Below are 22,199 nucleotides of genomic sequence, written 5' to 3'. Positions count from 1 at the left end.
TCAGGCCTCCGTTCCGGTGCTCTCGGCCGGAGCGGCGGCGGGAGCGTCGGCCTTGGGGGCCTCGGCGCCAGCAGCCTGCTGCGGCTTGCGGCCACCACGGCCGCCGCGCTCGCCACCACGGCCACCACGGCCGGCGGGACGGTCGCCAGCGCCGGCACCACGGGCCGGGCGGTTACCCGCACGGGCCGCAGCGTTCTCGGCGCGAACCTCGGCGATGTTCTTGACGTCGCCCTTGTAGATCCAGACCTTCACGCCGATCCGGCCGAAGGTGGTCTTGGCCTCGAAGAAGCCGTAGTCCACGTTCGCGCGCAGCGTGTGCAGCGGCACACGACCCTCGCGGTAGAACTCGGAGCGGGACATCTCGGCGCCGCCGAGACGGCCGCCACACTGGATCTTGATGCCCTTGGCGCCGGCCTTCATCGTGCCCTGCATGCTCTTGCGCATGGCACGACGGAAGGAGACGCGGGAGGAGAGCTGCTCGGCAACGGCCTGGGCAACCAGCTGAGCGTCGAGCTCGGGGTTCTTGACCTCGAGGATGTTCAGCTGGACCTGCTTGCCCGTGAGCTTCTCGAGGTCGCCGCGGATGCGGTCGGCCTCGGCGCCACGGCGGCCGATGACGATGCCAGGACGAGCGGTGTGGATGTCCACACGCACGCGGTCACGGGTGCGCTCGATCTCAACCTTCGAGATGCCGGCGCGCTCCATGCCGGACGTCATCATCCGACGGATGGCGACGTCTTCCTTGACGTAGTCCTTGTACAGCTTGTCGGCGTACCAGCGGGACTTGAAGTCCGTGGTGATGCCGAGTCGGAACCCGTGCGGGTTTACCTTCTGGCCCATTACCGGGAACCTTCCTTGCTGCTGACGACCACGGTGATGTGGCTGGTCCGCTTGCGGATCCGGTAGGCACGGCCCTGGGCACGCGGACGGAACCGCTTCAGGGTCGGGCCCTCGTCCACGTACGCCTCGCTGATGACCAGCGTGGAGGCGTCCGGGTGGTTGTAGTTGTGCGCGGCGTTGGCAATGGCGCTGTCCAGCACCTTGCCGACCGGCACGCTCGCGGCCTGCGGGGCGAAACGCAGGACCGCCTGAGCCTCCGTGGCATCCATGCCACGGATAAGGTCCACCACGCGGCGGGCCTTCATGGGCGTGACGCGGATGTACCGCGCCTGGGCCCTGGCTTCCATGGTTGTCCCTTCGGTGTAAGTCATAGTCGTAACCACCCCGCCTTTAGCGGCGCTTCGACTTCCGGTCGTCCTTGACGTGGCCGCGGAAGGTGCGAGTCGGCGAGAACTCGCCGAGCTTGTGGCCGACCATCGACTCGGTGACGAACACCGGGACGTGGGTCTTGCCGTTGTGCACCGCGATGGTGTGACCCAGCATGCTGGGGATGATCATCGAGCGACGGGACCAGGTCTTGATGACGTTCTTGGTGCCGGCTTCGTTCTGGGCGTCCACCTTCTTTACGAGGTGGTCGTCGACGAAGGGCCCCTTCTTGAGACTGCGCGGCATCTAAACCCGCTCCTAGCGCTTCTTGTTCGTCTTGCGGCGGCGGACGATGTACTTGTTCGAAGCCTTCTTCGGCGAACGAGTACGACCCTCCTTCTGACCCCACGGGGAGACCGGGTGGCGACCACCGCTGGTCTTGCCCTCACCACCACCGTGCGGGTGGTCAACCGGGTTCATCGCGACACCGCGGACGGAGGGGCGGACGCCCTTCCAGCGCATGCGGCCGGCCTTGCCCCAGTTGATGTTCGACTGCTCGGCGTTGCCGACCTCGCCGACCGTGGCGCGGCAGCGCGCGTCGACGAGACGGATCTCACCGGACGGCATACGAAGGTGGGCCATCACGCCCTCCTTCGCCAGCAGCTGCACGGAGGCACCAGCGGAACGCGCGAACTTGGCGCCGCCACCGGGGCGGAGCTCGATCGCGTGGATCGTGGTACCGACCGGGATGTTGCGGAGCGCGAGGTTGTTGCCCGGCTTGATGTCGGCCGTCGGGCCGTTCTCGATCCGGTCACCCTGCTGCAGGCCGCGCGGCGCGATGATGTAGCGCTTCTCGCCGTCGGCGTAGTGCAGCAGCGCGATGCGCGCGGTGCGGTTGGGGTCGTACTCGATGTGCGCGACCTTGGCCGGCACGCCGTCCTTGTCGTGACGACGGAAGTCGATCACGCGGTAGGCGCGCTTGTGGCCACCACCCTGGTGGCGAACGGTCACACGACCGGTGTTGTTACGGCCGCCCTTGCTGTGCAGGGGGCGGACCAGCGACTTCTCCGGCGTGGACCGCGTGATCTCGACAAAGTCGGCGACGCTGGAGCCACGACGGCCCGGGGTCGTCGGCTTGTACTTGCGGATACCCATTTCTCAGTCCTCGTCCGATTCCGGACGACTAGACCTCCGTTAGGAGGCCTGGCCGCCGAAGATGTCGATACGGTTGCCCTCGGCAAGGGTCACGATGGCGCGCTTGGTGTTGGCGCGCTTGCCGAAACCGGTCTTGGTGCGCTTGCGCTTACCCTGACGGTTGATCGTGTTGACCCCGGTGACCTTGACCGAGAAGACCGCCTCGACGGCCTGCTTGATCTGGGTCTTGTTGGCGCCGGGCGCGACGATGAACGTGTACTTGTTCTCGTCCAGCAGCGCGTAGCTCTTCTCCGAGACGACCGGCTTGATCAGCAGGTCGCGCGGGTCGGTGAAGGTCTTGCTGGTAACGGTCGCCTCAGACATCAGGCGTCGCTCCCTTCGGTCTCATCGGCCTTGGGGCCAGACACGAAGGACTCGAGCGCGGCCTGGGTGAAGACCACGTCGTCAGAGACGATCACGTCGTACGTGTTCAGCTGGCCCGGCTCCAGGATGTGAACCTGGGGCAGGTTGCGGGCGGACAGCCACGCGGCCTCGTCGGCACGCTCGACGACCAGGAGCAGGTTCTTGCGCTCCGAGATCTTGCCGAACAGCGTCTTGGCGGCCTTCGTGGAGACGGCACCCTCGACCACGCCGGTGACGACGTGGATGCGGGAGTGACGCGCACGGTCCGAGAGGGCACCGCGGAGGGCGGCGACCTTCATCTTCTTGGGGGTCCGCTGCGAGTAGTCACGCGGCTGCGGGCCGTGGACGACGCCACCGCCGGCGAACTGCGGAGCGCGGGTCGAACCCTGACGGGCGCGGCCGGTGCCCTTCTGGCGGTAAGGCTTCTTGCCACCACCACGGACTTCGCCACGGGTCTTGGTCTTGTGCGTGCCCTGACGGGCAGCGGCCAGCTGGGCGACGACGACCTGGTGGATCAGCGGAACGCTGGTCTTCGCGTCGAAGATCTCCGCGGGGAGCTCGACGGTACCGGCCTTGTCGCCTGCCGGCGAAAGGATGTCAATGGTGCTCATTAACCTCAAGCCCCCTTGGCCGCGGTACGGACCAGGACGAGGCCGCCGTTCGGACCGGGGACTGCGCCCTTGATGAGGAGCAGACCCTTCTCCGCGTCTACCGCGTGGATGGTCAGGTTCTGGGTGGTGACGCGCTCGTTACCCATGCGACCGGCCATGCGCATGCCCTTGAAGACACGCCCAGGGGTGGCGCAGCCACCGATCGAACCGGGGGAGCGGTGCTTGCGCTGCACACCGTGACCGGCGCCGAGGCCCCGGAAGTTGTGCCGCTTCATGACACCGGCGAAGCCCTTGCCCTTGCTGTTGCCCGTGACGTCAACCTTGACGCCGGACTCGAACACCTCAGCAGTGATCTCCTGGCCGAGCGTGTACTCGCTGGCGTCGGAGGTGCGGAGCTCCACCAGGTGGCGGCGGGGGGTCACGTCGGCCTTGGCGAAGTGGCCCTTGAGGGGCTTGTTCACCTTGCGCGGGTCGATCTCGCCGAAGGCGATCTGGACCGACTCGTAGCCGTCGATGTCGTTCGTACGGACCTGGGTAACGACGCAGGGCCCGGCCTTGACGACGGTCACCGGGACGACACGGTTGTTCTCGTCCCAGACCTGGGTCATGCCGAGCTTCTCGCCCAGGACGCCCTTGATCTGCTTTGCCATCTTCTCGACGCCTCTCAGAGCTTGATCTCGATGTCAACGCCGGCCGGAAGGTCCAGGCGCATCAGCGAGTCAACGGTCTTGGGCGTCGGGTCGAGGATGTCGATCAGGCGCTTGTGCGTGCGCATCTCGAAGTGCTCGCGCGAGTCCTTGTACTTGTGCGGCGACTTGATGACGCAGTACACGTTCTTCTCAGTGGGCAGCGGCACCGGGCCCGCGACCGACGCACCAGTGCGCGTCACCGTCTCGACGATCTTCTTCGCCGAGGAGTCGATGACCTCGTGGTCGTAGGCCTTGAGCCGGATGCGGATCTTCTGTCCCGCCATGGCTACTCCGTAGTCCTGTCTCTATGTGGAAACGCTCTGGCTCCCGGTCGGCTGCGGGACGGATCCCGCGGCCTCTCCTCCGACCCACGCGGTCGGGCGTGTCGCACTCCCTCCACAGAAAATTCCCATACGGAAATTCCCTCGTCCAAGGGGGTGCGGTCCCATGACCGCGATTCGGGGGAGAAACACCCACCGAGTGCCTGGTGGGCACCGTGCTGACACTTCCCAGAAGATTCCCGTACGTCCGCCCCCATTGCTGCCCCGAGAGGCAGATTAAGGACGACGAGTACTGTGGGACTCGCTTCCGGTCCTCCCGGCGGGAGGCGCGCAGCATCGGCACTCAGCCGAGCAACTTGAGTAGTCTGCCATACGAGGCACGTACCTGGCCAATCGGGCCGAAGAGAATACCCCGCCACGCTGCGTGGTCAAACCGTGCCGCGCGCTCGGCCCGGCGGGGCATCTCCCCCGGTCGGGTCAGGTGCGCGAGACCGTCCCGCAGTCGGCCTGGCTGCCCCCCTCGATGCCCTTGCTCCGGTCGTACGGGTCCTTCGGAGGCCCGGAGGGCGTTGTTCCGGCCGCCGGGTCCGCGTCGAAGCCCGGGTGCAGATAGCCGTCGTACACCCCGCAGGCACTGTTGGCGAGGTCGACGCGGTGCTCGGCGAGGTTGAGCCGGCCGGCGGTGACCTGCCACTTGCGCGGGTCGGCGACCGTGAAGGTGATCTCGCGGCGGACGATGGTCCGCTCGACCTGGTCGGCGCCCGGGGCGGCCTTCACCAGGGGGTACACGAACGAGTAGTCGAGCCGGACGTCGGCCCGGCCCGCCTCCTTCCCGGCTTCCACCCACATCCGCCCGCGGACCTTGACCACCTCGCCCACGGCCTTCACCTCGGCCGGGTCGTACCGGGTGAACAGGCTCATGGGGTCCTGGTCCTTGCCGGGCTGCGCCAGGGACCTCTCCAGGCGCTCCGACGTCTCGGTGCTCCTGGGGTCCAGCAGCGCCAGGGCCGCCTCGGGGCGGGCGCCCCTCAGTACCGCCGGGTCCAGGTTGGCCGCGATCAGGAACGCCCTGGCGTTCTGGAGGGCCTCCGCGATCCTCTCCTGGGACACCCCGCCGACGGCTGCGGCCTCAGGGACCTCGATACCGGCGGCGCCGTCCGCCCAGTGGAGGGCCGGGGATCCCCGGAAGGGCTCCTGCAAGGTCGGGCGGTCCGGGTCCACCGACGGCGGCGGAGCGCTCGGGCGGGCGGTCTCCGGCGCCGACGGGCCGGCCTTCGCGGCCTCCTCGCGGGCCGCGGCCTTGCCGGTGATCCGGTCGATCACCAGCTCGGGCCGTACGGCGATCAGTGCGAGCCCCGCGATGGCGAGGACGGCCAGCGCGGCCTTGAGCGTGCCCGGGCGGCGGCGCTCCCGCGGCGCGGGGCCGGTGCGCCAGCCGGCCGGCTCCTGCCCCTGCGTGGAGCGCAGCCGCTCGGTCACCATGCGCGCCCGGGCCGAGGGCTCCTTCGGCGCGTCCCCCGCCCCCTGGGCGGCCTGCTCCATGAACCTTGCCCACTCCTCGTCGGAGACGCCCGGTCCGTCGTTGTCGTTCTTCCCCATGCCCTGTCCTCCCCTTGTCTGCCCGACATGCGTGAGGGGCTCCGCACCAGACGGTGCGGAGCCCCTCACCTGCGCAAAGGCGTGTTCACGCGCTCAGCGGAAGTACCCCGTGATGTCCGCGATGAGGTCCACGGAGCCCGAGTTGTTGTAGAAGCTGACCTTGCCGTCCACCACGGGCACGACCACCAGGTTGGGGATGGTGAGGCCGGGGGTGAAGTTCAGGTTCGACGCGCTCGTACGGGTCGTGCCGCTGGGGAACACCGACACGAAGCTGGCCTCCGTCGGGTTCGTCGCGGTCACGTTCAGCACCACGGCCCTGATCCCGGTGGCCGGGACGCCGCCGATGCCCGCCACGGGCAGCGTGACGACGCTGCCGCCGGCGACCGGGCCCTGCCGGACGCCGGTGCCCGTGCGGGTGTCCATCAGGCGCTTCGGGCCGAAGTTCGCGTGCGTGGCACCCGTGTCGCTGTCCGAGAAGTAGCCGGTGATGTCCGCGATCAGGTCGACGGTGCCCTGGTTGTTGTAGAAGCTGACCTTGCCGTCCACGACGGGTACGACCACCAGGTTGGGGATGGTCTGGCCCGGGGTGAAGTTCAGGTTCGACGCGCTGGAGCGGGTCGTGCCGCTCGGGTACACGGACACGAAGCTCGGCTGCGTCGGGTTCGTCGCCGTCACGTTCAGCACGACGGCCTTGACGCCCGTGGCCGGGATGCCGTCGACGCCCGCCACCGGCAGTGTGACCACGCCGCCGGTGCCGACCGGGGCGGCCGGGACGCCGATGCCCGTACGGGTGTCCATCAGGCGCTTCGGGCCGAAGTTGGTCTGCGTGGCGCCGTCACCGGTCGACGTGAAGTAGCCGGTGATGTCCGCGATCAGATCGACGGTGCCCTGGTTGTTGTAGAAGCTGACGCTCCCGTTGACGACCGGGACGACCACCAGGTTGGGGATCGTCCTGCCCGGGGTGAAGTTCAGGTTCGACGCGCTGGAGCGGGTCGTGCCGCTCGGGTACACCGACACGAAGCTCGGCTGCGTCGGGTTCGTCGCCGTCACGTTCAGCACCACCGCGGTGGGCGTGCCGCCGGTCGCCGCCGCCACGGGCAGGGTGACCACTTCGCCGCTGCCGACCGGGCCCCTGCGGACGCCCAGGCCCTCTCGGGTGTCCATCAGGCGCTTCGGGGTCAGGGGGACGAACTCGGCGCCCTTGACGTCCGCTTCGACGGTGACCGCGAGGCTCGTGGAGACCTTGCCGTTGACGGCGGTGGCCCGGACCCGGACCTCGTGCTTGCCGTCGGTCACGACGGCGGTCGCCTTGCGGCCCGCGCCGTCGGTGACCGCGGTGGTCTCACCGTCCACGAGGAGCTCGAACTTGGCCAGCCGGCCGGTGGCGGTGCTGGTGGTCCAGTCGACCGTGAGGGCGGCGCCGCTCGGGAGGGTGGCGCCCGGGGCGGCCGTCGCACCGTTCACCGAGGCGATCTTCAGCTGGGCCGCGGGGCCCGTCTGCCGGAGCGCTTCCAGCTGCGGGTACAGCGAGTTGCCCGGGCACTGGGTGTTGAAGCCGTCGCGGTGGCCCGAGAGCGACCTGAACTCGTACTGCTGCCCGGCGGTGAAGCTCTTGCCGGAGAAGTTCGTCTGGGTGGCGCCTGCGGTCAGGGTCGCGGTGCCGTTCATGTCGCCGTCGTACTGGCCCAGCTTGTACGCCGCGACCTTGGATATGCCTTCGAGCGCGGCGGCGGAGGCGCCGGCGTTCGTGTAGTCGCCGAGGACGGAGACGCTCGTCGACTCGGCGTTCCAGCCGTAGCTGTGGGCGCCCTGGACGGGCTGGTCCACGCCGCCCTGACGGCCCTCGAAGAGGGTGCCGCACTTGTCGACGAGGAAGTTGTAGCCGAGGTCGCGCCAGCCGTTGGTCTTCACGTGGTAGACGTGCAGACCGCGGACGATGGCCGCGGACTCGGAGCACTCGTACGGGGCGGTGGCCGCCGTGTGGTGCACGAAGACCGCCTTGATCTTCCCGCCGGGCAGGTAGACGGGGCCCTCGTTGTTCAGGGACTCGTCGGCACCCCACTGCACGCGGGAGACCACGTCCGGCCGCGGGGCGGTCGACTCCGGTCCCGGCGTCGTCGGAGCGGGGTCCACCGCGGGGAGGGAGAAGGCGGCGGGGGCGAGGCCCAGGTCGTTCTTCTTCTTCGCCTTGGCGGCGCCTGCACCCGGGTCCACCAGGTTCAGCTCCATGCCGGAGGGCAGCGTGCCGCCCCCGGTGACCCGTACCTCGGCGCCGTCGGACGGGCCGACCCAGACGGGCTCGGTGGCACCGCGCAGGCCCGGGCGCTTGCCGTCGAGGCCGGACTCGGCCTGCTCCAGCACGACCCACTTCGACCACTTGCCGCTGTCGGCGTCACGGGTGCGGGCCTCGATCTTGCCCTTCACCTCGGCCTCGGGGTCGGTCCAGGAGACGCCGAGGAGCCCGAACGGCTCGGTGTCCTGCTGGGAGAGGACGGCCTCGCCCCTGCCCTTCGGCTTGAGGGCGAGCTTGTGCAGCTCCCCCTCGACCGGTCCCTTCTCGCGGGCGCGGGCGCTGTAGGGCGACACCTCGTCCCCGTCGGAACCGCCCGTGCCGTTTGCGACGCCCTGTATCCCCAGGACCGCCACGACGCCGAGCGCGGCGGCCAGAGCCGTCCCGCGCGCACGACCTAGTTTCAAGTTGTCCCCAACCCCTATAGAGAACCCGCCAGGTGACAGCACTGGCCGACGGGATCCTACTGGCCGGGATGACGGCCGATCAGGGCGGGACGGGGGGTGCGCACGTGATGCGCGTCGCAGTCGGGTCGCACAGGGGTGCTATTCCACCGACTTGTCCTTGAATGGCGCCTTGCGGCCGCAGATCGCGGGCCAGTCCTTCGCCACGATGTTGGCGCACCAGATCTCGCCGTCGTCCTTGAACTGCTTCCACAGCTTGACCTGGAGGTCGTCGCAGTTCTTGGTCGGTGCGAAGCGCGGGCACTTGCCGCTCGGCAGTTCGATGTTGTGCGCGCGCCAGGCGTCGAGGCCCATGAGGTCGGTGTCCTCGTGCGTCGGCATGTAGCGGTTGACCGACCAGGAGGCGCCCATGGTGGCGAACAGCGCGACCGCACACACCATGCCGGCCGAGAGCTGACGGATCGTCCGGCGCGGGATGACCCGCGCGGAGGGGGAGGCGGAGGCCGGGCGCAGGGTCCGCTCGGTCCAGCCCGAGCCCCGCTGGACCGCCGCCATCACGCCGAGGACGGCCAGGATCATCAGCGAGTACATGATGATCCAGGTGGTCCGCGGGAAGAGCTGGACCGCCTTGTCGTGCTCCATGTGCGAGGCGAACCAGAAGCGGGCGAGCCAGGCGCCCGCGAGGACCGCCGCAGCCGTACGGACCATGATGTTCCGCAGGCCCAGGCCGACTCCGAGGCCCACGCCGAGGATCAGCAGCAGGGCGAACCCGGTCTGGCCCGCCATCTCGCCGGAGACCGGCCACTGGTGGTACTTGATGTAGCCCGTCCGGTCGGAGATCCAGCCCAGGACGTACCCGGGGTCCGCGTACACCCCGAGGTAGGCGTACCGGTCCGGGGTCTGCGACCCCAGCCGCGCCATCTGGTAGAGCAGCGGGGCGCCGATGATCCCTGCGGTGACCAGCACGGACCCGACGAACAGCGCCGCCCGCTTCGCCACGGGGGCGCCGGCCCGCCACGGGAAGAGGAAGAAGAAGAGCACGGCGGCGCCGGGCGCGGCCCAGACGAACCAGCCCGAGTACCAGAGGAAGAGCACGCCGAAGGCGGCGCCGAGGGCCACACCCCGCAGCACCAGGGACTTCGGCGTGCGGCCGGCCGACCGCCGCAGCTCGCGGAAGCAGTACCCGAGGAGCGGCAGCAGCACGATCATGACGACGTGGCTGTACGGGCGGACCGGGTCGAGGAAGAGCACGGCCGCCGGGACCGCGATCAGCAGCGCCCAGAAGGGACGGAGCAGCAGGCGCCACGACAGGTAGGCCATCGGGCCGACCAGGGCGCTGCAGATGATCTGGAGGTCGTGCAGGGCGAAGCCCGCGCTGCCGAGGCCGTCGTAGCGGACCTTGGCCCACAGGGCCATCAGCGCGGGGAAGGCGGGCGGGTAGATGCCCGACATGCCCTCGCCCGACAGGAACGAGTTGGCCATCTCCACCAGGACGCTCGGGTCGCCCTCCTGGCCGCCGAGCGGGTGCGGGGTGCCGCGCAGCGCGACGACGATACCGCCGGCCACGATGCCCGTGGCCAGTCCGGCCAAGGCCGCGCAGACCAGCCGCTTGACGAACCGGTGGCGCCGCTCCGAGCCCCGGTGGGCCGTGTAGAGCAGCACTCCGAGCAGGGGCAGCCCGAGGACGGCCGCGTACAGCTGGAGCTTGGCCAGTCCGCTGACCTGGCCGATGCGGTTCATCGGGTTGACGCCGATGTGACGGCTCAGCAGCGTGTACCCGAGAGCCGCCACCACGCTGACGACCACCTCGGCCAGGATCTGCACCCACCGCCGCGACAGCCACCCCTCGCCCCGTGAGGGGGACGGACGGCTCGCGCCCTGCGCCGGTTCGCCAGGACGCCGGTCCGGGGCGCCGGCCTCGCCGACCGCCTCGGGGGCCAGGTGTGTCATCTCGGTCCGTTTCGTGGTGGGCGGAGTCTGTTCAGTTCTGGCCGGAGGTGAAGGCGTGCTTCGCCAACGTGCGGGCGCCCGCCTTGTTGCCGCTGCGCAGGGCTCCGGGGAGCATCGTCAGCGCGTGCAGCCGGGAAGCGCTGTGGAAGCGCGCCGCGCGGGCCGCCTTCGGCCAGCCGCGGGCGTCCATGCGGGCGGCCACGGCGGAGAAGTAGCGTTCGGCCTCGGCGAAGCGGGTGCCCGAGAAGGCCTGGACCGACGACTCGCTGACGGCGTGCCGGCGGTACTGGAAGACGGTCGTCGCGTTGTCGATGACCATCTGCTCCCCGGCTTCGAGGAGGTCGACCACGAGCGCGAGGTCCTGGATCACCGAGTAGTCGTCCCGGAAGTTCACCTTGCGCAGCACCTCGCCGCGCCAGGCGATGGACGGGAAGTAGAGCCAGTTGCCGCGCAGCACGCTGGCGGCCAGCTCCTCGCCGCCCATCAGGCGGCGGCCCTTCACCTGCGGGGCGTACAGCCGCTTCTTGGTGGTGTCGGCCAGGCCGCCCTGGGTCACCCGGCCGGTGCCGTCGATGACCTCGACGCCGGGCTGGACCATGCCGATGCCGGGCCGCTCCTCGATGATCGAGCGGACGGTGGCCAGGTAGTGCGGGTGCAGCACGTCGTCGCAGCCCATGATGACCACGTAGTCGGCCTCGGACAGCCGCACGCACTTCTGGAAGTTCTTGGTGATGCCGAGGTTCTGCTCGTTGCGCGTGTAGTGCACGCGGTCGTCGCCGAGCGCGGCGAACCAGCCCGGTACGTCGGGCTCCTTGCCGTCGTCGATCACGACGAGGCGGAAGTCCCGGTCCGTCTGCGCCAGGACGCTGCGGACGGCGTCCTGCATCAGCTGCACGTCCCCGTAGTAGGGGAGCATGAAGTCGAAGGTCACCATGGAGCTTCAGGCCTTCACGGAGTCGGCGTCGGTGTCGGCGTTCGACTCGGCGTCGGCGGTGCTGACGGCGGCGGGCTCGGCACCGAGGCGCTCGTCGTTGTGGCGCAGGCCCTCGTTGATGGCCACCGTCCGGGCGAGGTCGGTGATCTTCTTCTCCAGCGAGCGGAACCGCAGGAAGGTGTTGAGCGTGAGGAAGCCCATCGCGAGGACCATCACGTACAGCACCAGGTCGGTGCCGCGGCCGACGCCGAGCTGGTGGGCCAGCCACGTCACGTCCGTCGGGCGGAGCACGGCGTACACGTTGACGACGACGAACAGGGAGAACGCGATGCGCTTCCATGCCCGGTTCTTCGCCTGGCTCCACGTTCGGATGAACACCAGGGCCATCGACACGGAGCCGACGATCAGGACGAGCTGGATCCAGAAGTACTTCATCGACGCCCACGCTCCCGCAGCGAAATGTCAAAGATGATGTTCACGCCGTTGATGAGGGACTGGCCCTTGGAGCGCGAGTATTCGGTGTAGAGGATGTCCACCGGGACCTCGGTGACCCGCAGGTCGGAGCCCGCGAGGAAACCGACGAGCTCGGACGCGTGCGCCATGCCGTTCATGGTGATGTTCAGCTGCTCGGCGGCCTTGCGGCTCAGGACGCGCAGACCGTTGTGCGCATCGGTGAGCTTGAGCTTGCGGGCGGTGGGGCTGACGGCCGCGGCCGTGCGCAGGACGACCTGCTTGATCCACGGCACCTGGCCGTTCTGCTCGATGAAACGGGAGCCGAGGACCACGTCGGCCTCGTCCCGCCGCAGCACGCCGACCATGGTCTCGACGTCCTTGGTCTGGTGCTGGCCGTCGGCGTCGAAGGTCGCGAAGTAGCGGGAACCGGGCTGGGAGAGCGCGTACTTCAGACCGGTCTGGAGGGCCGCGCCCTGACCGAGGTTGACCGGGTGGCGGACCAGGTGGGCGCCCGTGGTCGCTATGTGCTCGGCCGAGTCGTCGGTGCTGCCGTCGTCGACGACGACGATGTTGGGGAACGTCTTGCGGGCCCCCTCGACCACGTCGGCGATCACCTGGCCCTCGTTATAGGCCGGTATGACCAGCCAGACATCGTCGTATTGGGACACGGTAGCTCCAGCGGAATGTGGCACGTACGAGTGCTCGGTGATCGGTGTGACGTCTTGGGCCGGCATGGTCATCTCCCGACCGCGCCCACGCCGGGGGCGCCTGTGTCGGCCGTCTGCCGGGGTGCTTCACCGGCTGCGGCCGCGGCTCCGGGGAAGCTCAGCCTGAGGGCTGCCAGCATAGCGAGCACGGTGGCGGTCGAGCCCAGGGCGTAGGCGACGATCACGCGCACGGCCACCTCGCCGGGGATCAGGGTGATGCCCGCCAGGACCGCGGTACCGAGGACCCAGCAGAACAACTGCAGGTTGTGCCGCTTGAATACCATGAGCGCCTGTCCCAGGACCATCGCGAACATGTACGCCACGGTGCCTGCGGACAGCAGGAAGAAGTCGAAGTGCCCCAGCACCGGATCCTCGATGCCGAAGAGCACCTCGATGAGCCAGGGGCCGAGGGCCGTGGCGGGCACGCCGCCGAGCAGGCCCAGCGCTCCCACGACCATGGCGATCCGGCGCAGCATCGCCCAGAAGGCCGCGCGGTCGCCGGCGGTGAAGGCGGCGGTCAGTCCGCTCAGCAGCGAGGCCTGCAGCGAGCCGAAGACGAAGAGCGGTACCCGCGCCAGGACCAGGGCGCTCAGCAGCGAGGCGATCAGCGCGCTGTCGGACGGCGCCAGCAGCTTGGTGCTCATCACTGCCGCGTTCACGACCAGTTGGGACAGCAGGGTCGCGCAGACGAGCAGGCCGAGCCCGCCCGCCAGGTCCCGCCAGGCGATCTGCTCGCCGGGCCCGACCGCGCGCAGCAGTGCGGGCAGCGTCACCAGCGTCGCGACGACGGGCGCGACGGCCAGGATGAGGCTGAAGGCGAGTGCCGAGTGCAGTCCGAGGAGGGGGCACGCGAAGGCGAGCACGATCCGCAGCCCGCCGTCGACGGCGAGCTGGGTGCCGTACGCGCCGAAGCGGCCGAGGCCCGCCAGCACACCGCGGGTGAGGTAGCAGACGGCCATGCCGGTGAAGGCACCGCCGAGCGCGGCCACCAGAGCGCGGTCCCCGTGGAAGAGCAGGTCGGCGATGGGGCCGGCGGCGAGGACGAGGACCAGCAGGGTCGCACCGAGGATCCCGCCGGTGAGGAGGGTGGCGCGGCGCAGCACCGGGCCGGCGCCGTGACCCAGGACCGCTCGGGCGGACACGATCCGGGTGAGTTCCTGCTCGATCGGGAAGAAGACGCCGATGCCGATGGACATGACGATCGTCCACAGCACGGAGACGTTCGCCAGAGCTTCCGTCGACAGGCTGTGCCCGGCCACGCCCAGGTGGACGTAGGAGGCGGCGCCGAGCACGACGGTGCCGCCGGCCACCGCGACGGTGCCCGGCGGCAGCGCCGCGGTCAGCTTGTTCAGCAGGGTTTTCATCCCGCGCGGCCGTCCCGCGCCGCTTTGGCGAGTGCGGCGAAGCCGGGGGTGGCCAGCGCCTGGGCCAGCTGTTCGCACCAGTCGGGGAGCGGCTCCAGGCCGGCCTCCTCCTTCCACGCGTCGTGCGCGAGCACGCTGAAGGCGGGGCGGACGGCGGGGCGGACGAACGCCTCCGAGGTGGTGGGCCGGATCCGCTCGGGATCCAGGCCGCTCAGCCGGTAGGTCTCGCGGGCCAGTCCCATCCAGGTGGTCCGGCCGCTCGCGGTGCCGTGGTAGATGCCGCCCATGGCCCAGCCCTTGAGGGCGGCCAGGCCGAGGTCGACCAGCCGGCGGGCCAGCGCGTAGGACCACGTGGGCTGTCCGTACTGGTCGTCGACCACGTCGAGGGTGTCGCGCTGGGCGGCCAGCTTCAGCATGGTGGCGACGAAGTTCGGGCCGTGCTCGCCGTACAGCCAGGCGGTCCGCACGATGTAGCCGTCCTGCGGCAGCAGTTCGGTGACGGCCTGCTCGCCGACCAGCTTGGAGCGCCCGTAGGCGTTGACCGGGCCGGTCTCGGCGTCCTCTCGGTACGGCTCCGAGGCGTCGCCGGGCAGCACGTAGTCGGTGGAGACGTGGATCAGGCGCACGTGGGCCGCGGCGCACGCCTCGGCGAGGACGCGCACGGCGGTGCCGTTGACGGCGGTCGCGGCCTCCTCGGCGGTCTCGGCGCCGTCGACGTCCGTCCAGGCGGCGCAGTTCACCACCACGGTGGCGCCCTCGACCGCGGCCCGGACGGCGGCCGGGTCGGTGATGTCGAGGTCGGCGCGGCTCAGGCCCACGGCCTCGATCCTGGCGCGCTTCAGGACGGTCAGGACGTCCTGGCCGAGCATCCCGCCGGCGCCGGTGACGATCCAGCGCCCGGCCGACGAGTCGGTGCTCACTTCTGCAGGGCCGCCTTCGCCTTCAGCGGCTCCCACCAGGCGCGGTTCTCGCGGTACCAGTCGATGGTGGCCTTGATGCCGTCCTCGAAGGTCACCTGCGGGGCGTAGCCCAGCTCGGCGCCGATCTTGCTGATGTCGATGGAGTAGCGCAGGTCGTGGCCCTTGCGGTCCTCGACGTGCTCGACCATGTCCCAGCCGAGGCCCGCGGCCTCCAGCAGGACGCCGGTGAGCTCCTTGTTGGTGAGCTCGGTGCCGCCGCCGATGTTGTAGACCTCGCCGGCGCGTCCCTTGCGCATGGCCAGGTCGATGCCGCGGCAGTGGTCGGAGACGTGCAGCCAGTCGCGGACGTTGCCGCCGTTGCCGTACAGCGGGACCTTCTTGCCGTCCATCAGGTTCGAGACGAACAGCGGGATGACCTTCTCCGGGAACTGGTAGTGCCCGTAGTTGTTGGAGCAGCGGGTGACCACCACGTCCATGCCGTGCGTGCGCGCGTAGGCCAGCGCCAGCAGGTCGGAGGACGCCTTGGAGGCGGAGTACGGGGAGTTGGGCACCAGGGGCCACTCCTCGGTCCAGGAGCCCTCGCTGATCGAGCCGTAGACCTCGTCCGTGGAGATGTGGACGAAGCGGCCGACGCCGTGCTTGCGGGCGGCGTCCAGCAGCACCTGGGTGCCGACGACGTTCGTCATGACGAAGGGGCCCGCACCGGCGATCGACCGGTCCACGTGGGACTCGGCGGCGAAGTGCACGACCACGTCGTGGCCGGCCATCACCTGGTCGACTGCCTCGGGGTCGCAGATGTCGCCCTTGACGAAGCGGTATCCGGAGTGGCCCGCGACCGGGGCGAGGTTGGCCTCGACGCCCGAGTAGGTCAGCTTGTCGAAGACGGTGATCTGCGCCGTGGCGTCTGCACCGAGCTGCTGGCGGACGAATTCTGAACCGATGAAGCCGGCGCCGCCGGTCACGAGGATGCGCATAATACGAAGAGTCTAGCCGCCTGCCGAACGTCACACGCCGGACGGTCGGACCGCCCCGGCCCTCTCGCATAGGGTTCACCCATGCGTGGAATCCTTTTGGCCGGTGGCACCGGATCGCGACTCTGGCCGCTGACTCGGGCCGTCTCGAAGCAGCTGCTGCCCGTCTTCGACAAGCCGATGATCTACTACCCGCTCTCCACCCTGGTGATGGCGGGCATCAGCGAGATTCTGATCATCACCACCCCTGAAGACCGTGACCAGTTCGAGCGCCTGCTCGGCGACGGTTCGCAGTTCGGACTGCGGCTGGAGTACGCCGTCCAGGAGCGGCCGGAGGGCATCGCCCAGGCGTTCGTGCTCGGCGCCGACTTCATCGGCGACGAGTCCGTCGCACTGATCCTCGGCGACAACATCTTCCACGGCAGCGGCCTCGGCACCCGCCTCGCCCAGCACACCGACGCCAAGGGCGGCCGCGTGTTCGCGTACCCGGTGGCGGACCCGACCGCCTACGGCGTCGTCGAGTTCGACGAGAAGGGCCAGGCCATCTCCATCGAGGAGAAGCCGGTCAAGCCCAAGTCCCGCTACGCGGTGCCGGGTCTGTACTTCTACGACAACCAGGTCGTGGAGATAGCCAAGGGGCTCAAGCCCAGCGCCCGCGGCGAGCTGGAGATCACCGCCGTCAACGACGCGTACCTCCAGGCCGGCGAGCTCAACGTCACCATCCTGGACCGCGGCACCGCGTGGCTCGACACCGGCACCTTCGTCTCGATGGTCCAGGCCTCCGAGTTCGTCCGCGTGATCGAGGAGCGTCAGGGCTTCAAGATCGGCTGCATCGAGGAGGCGGCCTGGCGGGCCGGCCTCATCGACTCGGCCCAGCTGCGCGCGCTCGCCGAACCGCTGACCAAGAGCGGCTACGGCACCTACCTCCTGGCCCTGCTCGACGAGGCGGAGGGCAAGTGAAGTTCCGCGAGCTCTCCATCGCGGGCGCCTTCGAGGTGACCCCGCAGCTGCACGGCGACCCGCGCGGCCTGTTCACCGAGTGGTACCGCTTCGACCGCCTGGCGGAGGTCGTCGGCCACCCGCTGAACCTGGCCCAGGCGAACCTCTCCGTCTCCGCCGCGGGCGTGGTCCGCGGCATCCACTTCGCCGACGTGCCGCGCGGCCAGGCCAAGTACGTGACCTGCGTGCGCGGCGCCGTGCTCGACGTCATCGTGGACCTCCGGGTGGGCTCCCCCACCTTCGGCCAGTGGGAGGGCGTCCGCCTCGACGACGTCGACCGCCGCGCCGTCTACATCCCCGAGGGCCTCGGCCACGGCTTCTGCGCCCTGACCGACGACGCGACCCTGTCGTACCTGTGCTCGGAGACGTACAACCCGACCGGTGAGCACTCGGTGCACCCGCTCGACCCGGACCTCGGCATCGAGTGGCCGGCCGACGTGCCGCAGCTGTCCGCGCGCGACGAGGCCGCCCCGTCGCTGGCCGAGGCCATCTCGACCGGGCTGCTGCCCGACCACGCCGCCTGCCTCGAGTTCACCGAGTCCCTGCGCGTGAACTGACGCACCGGCTCCGTACCGAGGGAAGGGCCGCACCCCGCGACGGGGGTGCGGCCCTTCTCGTGCGTCCGGGGCCTCCCCGGCCGACCCGTCCCCCGGAGCGGGCGCAGCGAACGAGGGGGCGGCAACGCCGAAGGGCCCCGTCCCACCGCCGAGGCGATGGGCCGGGGCCCTCCGGTGCAACTCGGTGCCCGATCAACGGGCTACCAGGTCAGAACACGAATTACTTCGTGATCTTGGTGACCTGGCCGGCGCCCACGGTACGACCACCCTCACGGATGGCGAACTTCAGGCCCTCCTCCATGGCGACCGGCTGGATCAGCGCGACCGACATCTCGGTGTTGTCGCCCGGCATGACCATCTCCGTGCCGGCCGGCAGGGTGACGACACCCGTGACGTCCGTGGTACGGAAGTAGAACTGCGGACGGTAGTTGTTGAAGAAGGGGGTGTGACGGCCACCCTCGTCCTTCGACAGGATGTAGGCCTGGGCCTCGAACTCGGTGTGCGGGGTGACCGAACCCGGCTTGATGATGACCTGGCCGCGCTCGACGTCCTCGCGCTTGATGCCACGGAGGAGCAGACCGACGTTCTCACCGGCCTGGCCCTCGTCGAGCAGCTTGCGGAACATCTCGATACCGGTGACCGTGGTGGTGGTCTTCTCTTCCTTGATACCGATGATGTCGACGGTCTCGTTGACCTTCAGGACACCACGCTCGATACGGCCGGTGACGACCGTACCGCGACCGGTGATCGTGAAGACGTCCTCGACGGGCATGAGGAACGGCTTCTCGGTGTCACGCGGCGGGGTCGGGATGGCCTCGTCGACGGCGGACATGAGGCCGAGGAGCTTCTCGCCCCACTCCTTGTCGCCCTCGAGCGCCTTCAGCGCGGAGACGCGGACGACCGGCAGGTCGTCGCCCGGGAACTCGTACTCGGAGAGGAGCTCACGGACCTCGAGCTCGACGAGCTCCAGGATCTCCTCGTCGTCCACCATGTCGGCCTTGTTCAGGGCGACGACGATGTAGGGGACGCCGACCTGGCGGGCCAGGAGCACGTGCTCCTTGGTCTGCGGCATCGGGCCGTCGGTGGCGGCGACCACGAGGATCGCGCCGTCCATCTGCGCGGCACCGGTGATCATGTTCTTGATGTAGTCCGCGTGACCGGGGCAGTCGACGTGGGCGTAGTGACGCGCCTCGGTCTGGTACTCGACGTGCGCGATGGAGATGGTGATACCGCGCTGGCGCTCCTCAGGAGCCTTGTCGATCTGGTCGAAGGCCGAGGCCTCGTTCAGGTCCGGGTACGCGTCGTGCAGCACCTTGGTAATGGCGGCCGTGAGGGTCGTCTTACCGTGGTCAATGTGACCGATGGTGCCGATGTTGACGTGCGGCTTAGTCCGCTCGAACTTCGCCTTCGCCACGGGGGTCCTCCTGGAGAGTGGTTCTGTACGCCTTACAGATCGGCGCCAGGTGATCTTTGCTGGAAAGCCGGCCGGTCCCCGGGGCAACGGGAGTGGCTCCTGTTGCCCCAGAGGCTGCCGGTGACAAGCCTAAAGCGTGTACTCCGAAGAGTTACTCGCCCTTGGCCTTCGCGATGATCTCCTCGGCGACGTTCCTGGGAACCTCGGCGTAGGAGTCGAACTGCATCGAGTAGCTGGCGCGACCCGAAGTCTTGCTGCGGAGGTCGCCGACGTAGCCGAACATCTCCGACAGGGGCACGAGGCCCTTGACGATCTTGGCTCCGTGACGGTCCTCCATGGCCTGAATCTGGCCACGGCGGGAGTTGATGTCACCGATGACATCACCCATGGACTCCTCGGGCGTGGTGACCTCAACGGCCATCATCGGCTCGAGCAGAACGGGCGAAGCCTTGCGCGCGGCCTCCTTGAAGGCCTGCGAACCGGCGATCTTGAAGGCGAGCTCGGAGGAGTCGACCTCGTGGTAGCCGCCGTCGAGAAGCGTGACGCGGACGCCCGTCATCTCGTAGCCGGCCAGGATGCCGAACTGCATGGCCTCCTGCGCACCCGCGTCCACCGAAGGGATGTACTCCTTCGGCACACGACCGCCGGTGACCTTGTTCACGAACTCGTACGCCGGGCCGTCGGCCTCGGTGATGGGCTCGATCGCGATCTGCACCTTGGCGAACTGACCGGTACCACCGGTCTGCTTCTTGTGGGTGTAGTCGTGGCGCTCGACGGCCTTGCGGATCGTCTCGCGGTACGCGACCTGCGGCTTGCCGACGTTGGCCTCGACCTTGAACTCGCGCTTCATACGGTCGACCAGCACCTCGAGGTGCAGCTCGCCCATACCGCCGAGGATGGTCTGGCCCGTCTCCTCGTCCGAGTGAACGTGGAAGGAGGGGTCCTCCTCCGCGAGACGCTGGATGGCGACACCCAGCTTCTCCTGGTCACCCTTGGACTTGGGCTCGATGGCGACCTGGATGACCGGAGCCGGGAAGTCCATGGACTCCAGGATCACGGGCTGCTTGTCGTCGCACAGCGTCTCACCGGTGGTGGTCTGCTTCAGGCCCATCACGGCGACGATGTCGCCGGCGCCCACCGAGTCGATCTCCTCACGCTTGTTCGCGTGCATGCGGTAGATCTTGCCGATGCGCTCCTTCTTGCCCTTGACGGAGTTCAGCACCGCAGTGCCGGCCTCCAGGCGGCCCGAGTAGACCCGGACGAAGGTGAGCTTGCCGAGGTGCGGGTCGCTCATGATCTTGAAGGCGAGCGCGGCGAGGGGCTCCTCGTCGGACGGCTTGCGCTTCACGACCGTCTCGGCGTCGCGGACGTCGTGGCCCTCGATGGCCTCGATGTCCAGCGGCGACGGCAGGTAACGGACGACGGCGTCGAGCAGGGGCTGAACACCCTTGTTCTTGAACGCCGTGCCACAGAACACCGCGGTGATCGTGGGCTCGCCCTTGCCCTTGCCGGAGCCGAGGATGATGCGACGGACGGCGGCGTGCAGCTGCTCCTCGGTCGGCTCGTCGCCGTTGAGGAAGAGCTCCATGATCTCGTCGTCGTTCTCGGCGACGGTCTCGACCAGCTTGCCGCGCCACTCTTCAGCGGTCTCGGTGTGGCTGGCCGGGATGTCGACGACGTCGTACATCTCGCCCTTGGTCGCCTCGGCGGACCAGACGAGCGCCTTCATGCGGACGAGGTCGACGACACCCTGGAAGTCGGCCTCGGCACCGATCGGGAGCTGCATGACGATCGGAACCGCACCGAGGCGGTCCTTGATCATGTCGACGCAGCGGTGGAACTCGGCGCCGGTGCGGTCGAGCTTGTTGACGAAGCAGATGCGCGGGACGCCGTAGCGGTCCGCCTGACGCCAAACGGTCTCGGACTGCGGCTCGACGCCGGCCACACCGTCGAAGACGGTGACGGCGCCGTCGAGGACGCGCAGCGAACGCTCCACCTCGACGGTGAAGTCGACGTGACCCGGGGTGTCGATGATGTTGATGGTGTGGTCAACATCTTCGAGCGGCCAGTGGCAGGTGGTGGCGGCAGACGTGATGGTGATACCACGCTCCTGCTCCTGCTCCATCCAGTCCATCGTGGCGGCGCCGTCGTGGACCTCACCGATCTTGTACGACACACCGGTGTAGAACAGGATGCGCTCGGTGGTGGTCGTCTTGCCCGCGTCGATGTGGGCCATGATCCCGATGTTGCGGACCTTGGCCAGGTCAAGCGAAGTGGTAGCCATAAGGCTTCGGTCTTCTCTCGGTCTCGATGTGGGGTGGGACTACCAGCGGTAGTGCGCGAAGGCCTTGTTGGACTCGGCCATCTTGTGCGTGTCCTCGCGCTTCTTGACGGCAGCGCCAAGACCGTTGGAGGCGTCGAGCAGCTCGTTCATGAGGCGCTCGGTCATGGTCTTCTCACGACGGGCGCGGGAGTAGCCCACGAGCCAGCGGAGGGCCAGGGTCGACTGGCGACCCGGCTTGACCTCGACGGGGACCTGGTAGGTCGCGCCACCGACACGGCGGGACTTGACCTCGAGGGACGGCTTGACGTTCTCCAGCGCGCGCTTCAGCGTGATGACCGGGTCGTTGCCGGTCTTCTCGCGGAGGCCTTCCATGGCGCCGTAGACGATGCGCTCGGCGGTGGAGCGCTTGCCGTTCAGGAGGATCTTGTTGATGAGCGAGGTCACCAGAGGAGATGCGTAGACCGGGTCGATGATGACCGGGCGCTTCGGGGCGGGGCCCTTACGAGGCATTCTTACTTCTCCTTCTTGGCGCCGTAGCGGCTGCGGGCCTGCTTGCGGTTCTTGACAGCCTGGGTGTCAAGCGCACCGCGGATGATCTTGTAACGAACACCCGGCAGGTCCTTCACACGGCCACCACGCACGAGCACGATCGAGTGCTCCTGCAGGTTGTGTCCCTCACCCGGAATGTAAGCGGTGACCTCGATGCCGGAGGTCAGACGCACACGCGCGACCTTGCGGAGCGCCGAGTTCGGCTTCTTCGGGGTGGTCGTGAACACACGCGTGCAGACGCCGCGACGCTGGGGCGAGGCCTCGAGCGCGGGAGTCTTTGTCTTCTCGACCTTGTCCTGCCGGCCCTTACGGACCAGCTGCTGGATCGTAGGCACTACTTCTCCGGTTTCTGTGTGCCGTGTAGTGAAGCTAACCTGGAACTTTGCCGACCCACGCGGTCGGGTGTGTCGGATCCTGCACACTTCCACCGAGGTGAGAGAGGCGCGGATCGCGGTGTGGT

23 protein-coding genes are annotated in these 22,199 nt (G+C 68.8%); 2 read left to right on the top strand and 21 right to left on the bottom strand.

All coding sequences use genetic code 11. The annotated features are described in order from the left end of the window. The 17 genes from rpsC to rfbB form a co-directional block, all read right to left on the bottom strand. Positions 1-840 carry a 30S ribosomal protein S3 gene (gene rpsC / locus ACZ6JS_RS20415; RefSeq protein WP_007265905.1) on the bottom strand — a complete coding sequence of 280 codons (840 nt, stop codon included), beginning with the start codon at positions 838-840 and terminating at the stop codon, positions 1-3. Next, positions 840-1,187 (bottom strand): 50S ribosomal protein L22, encoded by a 348-nt coding sequence (gene rplV, locus ACZ6JS_RS20410; protein WP_007265904.1) that lies wholly within the window; start codon positions 1,185-1,187, stop codon positions 840-842. The genes rpsC and rplV overlap by 1 nt, the downstream gene beginning before the upstream one ends. A 43-nt stretch (positions 1,188-1,230) precedes the next feature. Next, on the bottom strand, positions 1,231-1,512 hold the full coding sequence (gene rpsS / locus ACZ6JS_RS20405; RefSeq protein WP_007265903.1) for a 30S ribosomal protein S19: 282 nt from the start codon (positions 1,510-1,512) through the stop codon (positions 1,231-1,233). Positions 1,513-1,524: 12 nt separating this feature from the next. Then, positions 1,525-2,361: a 50S ribosomal protein L2 gene (rplB, locus tag ACZ6JS_RS20400; protein ID WP_030026325.1), complete on the bottom strand. Its 837-nt coding sequence runs from the start codon at positions 2,359-2,361 to the stop codon at positions 1,525-1,527. A 39-nt stretch (positions 2,362-2,400) separates the two neighbouring features. Continuing rightward, positions 2,401-2,724 (bottom strand): 50S ribosomal protein L23, encoded by a 324-nt coding sequence (gene rplW / locus ACZ6JS_RS20395; protein ID WP_007265901.1) that lies wholly within the window; start codon positions 2,722-2,724, stop codon positions 2,401-2,403. Next, positions 2,724-3,374, bottom strand: coding sequence for a 50S ribosomal protein L4 (gene rplD, locus ACZ6JS_RS20390; protein WP_030653638.1), 651 nt, complete (start codon positions 3,372-3,374; stop codon positions 2,724-2,726). The genes rplW and rplD overlap by 1 nt, the downstream gene beginning before the upstream one ends. A 5-nt stretch (positions 3,375-3,379) precedes the next feature. Continuing rightward, positions 3,380-4,024: a 50S ribosomal protein L3 gene (gene rplC / locus ACZ6JS_RS20385; RefSeq protein WP_007265899.1), complete on the bottom strand. Its 645-nt coding sequence runs from the start codon at positions 4,022-4,024 to the stop codon at positions 3,380-3,382. 14 nt (positions 4,025-4,038) lie between these two features. Continuing rightward, positions 4,039-4,347: a 30S ribosomal protein S10 gene (gene rpsJ / locus ACZ6JS_RS20380; RefSeq protein WP_003948644.1), complete on the bottom strand. Its 309-nt coding sequence runs from the start codon at positions 4,345-4,347 to the stop codon at positions 4,039-4,041. A gap of 474 nt (positions 4,348-4,821) precedes the next feature. Continuing rightward, on the bottom strand, positions 4,822-5,943 hold the full coding sequence (locus ACZ6JS_RS20375) for a hypothetical protein (RefSeq protein ID WP_469299664.1): 1,122 nt from the start codon (positions 5,941-5,943) through the stop codon (positions 4,822-4,824). Between the two features lie 93 nt (positions 5,944-6,036). Next, positions 6,037-8,640, bottom strand: coding sequence for a peptidoglycan recognition protein family protein (locus tag ACZ6JS_RS20370; RefSeq protein ID WP_469299662.1), 2,604 nt, complete (start codon positions 8,638-8,640; stop codon positions 6,037-6,039). Between the two features lie 138 nt (positions 8,641-8,778). Then, a complete protein-coding gene (locus tag ACZ6JS_RS20365; protein ID WP_469299661.1) occupies positions 8,779-10,587 on the bottom strand; it encodes a chromate transporter in 1,809 nt (602 codons plus the stop codon). Positions 10,588-10,618: 31 nt separating this feature from the next. Beyond that, positions 10,619-11,521 carry a glycosyltransferase family 2 protein gene (locus ACZ6JS_RS20360; RefSeq protein ID WP_469299659.1) on the bottom strand — a complete coding sequence of 301 codons (903 nt, stop codon included), beginning with the start codon at positions 11,519-11,521 and terminating at the stop codon, positions 10,619-10,621. 6 nt (positions 11,522-11,527) lie between these two features. Then, positions 11,528-11,956 carry a DUF2304 family protein gene (locus tag ACZ6JS_RS20355; protein ID WP_469299657.1) on the bottom strand — a complete coding sequence of 143 codons (429 nt, stop codon included), beginning with the start codon at positions 11,954-11,956 and terminating at the stop codon, positions 11,528-11,530. Beyond that, the gene (locus ACZ6JS_RS20350) at positions 11,953-12,642 is read right to left on the bottom strand and encodes a glycosyltransferase family 2 protein (protein WP_030842670.1); all 690 of its coding nucleotides are present in this window, start codon (positions 12,640-12,642) and stop codon (positions 11,953-11,955) included. Before ACZ6JS_RS20350 ends, ACZ6JS_RS20355 begins: the two co-directional genes overlap by 4 nt. Positions 12,643-12,710: 68 nt before the next feature. Continuing rightward, positions 12,711-14,045: a lipopolysaccharide biosynthesis protein gene (locus ACZ6JS_RS20345; RefSeq protein WP_469299656.1), complete on the bottom strand. Its 1,335-nt coding sequence runs from the start codon at positions 14,043-14,045 to the stop codon at positions 12,711-12,713. Beyond that, the gene (rfbD, locus tag ACZ6JS_RS20340) at positions 14,042-14,965 is read right to left on the bottom strand and encodes a dTDP-4-dehydrorhamnose reductase (RefSeq protein WP_469299655.1); all 924 of its coding nucleotides are present in this window, start codon (positions 14,963-14,965) and stop codon (positions 14,042-14,044) included. Before rfbD ends, ACZ6JS_RS20345 begins: the two co-directional genes overlap by 4 nt. After that, positions 14,962-15,939: a dTDP-glucose 4,6-dehydratase gene (gene rfbB / locus ACZ6JS_RS20335; protein ID WP_469299653.1), complete on the bottom strand. Its 978-nt coding sequence runs from the start codon at positions 15,937-15,939 to the stop codon at positions 14,962-14,964. The genes rfbD and rfbB overlap by 4 nt, the downstream gene beginning before the upstream one ends. A gap of 81 nt (positions 15,940-16,020) precedes the next feature. Between rfbB and rfbA the strand changes: the two genes are divergently transcribed. Next, positions 16,021-16,896 carry a glucose-1-phosphate thymidylyltransferase RfbA gene (gene rfbA / locus ACZ6JS_RS20330; RefSeq protein WP_392576121.1) on the top strand — a complete coding sequence of 292 codons (876 nt, stop codon included), beginning with the start codon at positions 16,021-16,023 and terminating at the stop codon, positions 16,894-16,896. Next, entirely contained in the window at positions 16,893-17,492 is a 600-nt protein-coding gene (rfbC, locus tag ACZ6JS_RS20325; RefSeq protein ID WP_469299651.1) for a dTDP-4-dehydrorhamnose 3,5-epimerase, read from the top strand. The genes rfbA and rfbC overlap by 4 nt, the downstream gene beginning before the upstream one ends. Before the next feature lie 220 nt (positions 17,493-17,712). Here rfbC and tuf read toward each other — a convergent pair whose 3' ends face one another. The 4 genes from tuf to rpsL all read right to left on the bottom strand — a co-directional run bounded on the left by tuf (position 17,713) and on the right by rpsL (position 22,074). Then, entirely contained in the window at positions 17,713-18,906 is a 1,194-nt protein-coding gene (tuf, locus tag ACZ6JS_RS20320) for an elongation factor Tu (RefSeq protein WP_030653602.1), read from the bottom strand. 151 nt (positions 18,907-19,057) lie between these two features. Continuing rightward, positions 19,058-21,190, bottom strand: coding sequence for an elongation factor G (gene fusA, locus ACZ6JS_RS20315; protein ID WP_030842654.1), 2,133 nt, complete (start codon positions 21,188-21,190; stop codon positions 19,058-19,060). A gap of 39 nt (positions 21,191-21,229) precedes the next feature. Continuing rightward, positions 21,230-21,700, bottom strand: coding sequence for a 30S ribosomal protein S7 (rpsG, locus tag ACZ6JS_RS20310; RefSeq protein WP_007265894.1), 471 nt, complete (start codon positions 21,698-21,700; stop codon positions 21,230-21,232). Positions 21,701-21,702: 2 nt separating this feature from the next. After that, a complete protein-coding gene (gene rpsL / locus ACZ6JS_RS20305; RefSeq protein ID WP_007265893.1) occupies positions 21,703-22,074 on the bottom strand; it encodes a 30S ribosomal protein S12 in 372 nt (123 codons plus the stop codon). Positions 22,075-22,199: the final 125 nt, after the last annotated feature.

The organism is Streptomyces sp. NPDC046349 (genome assembly GCF_055587885.1).
This window is presented reverse-complemented; position numbering and strand designations above follow the sequence as displayed.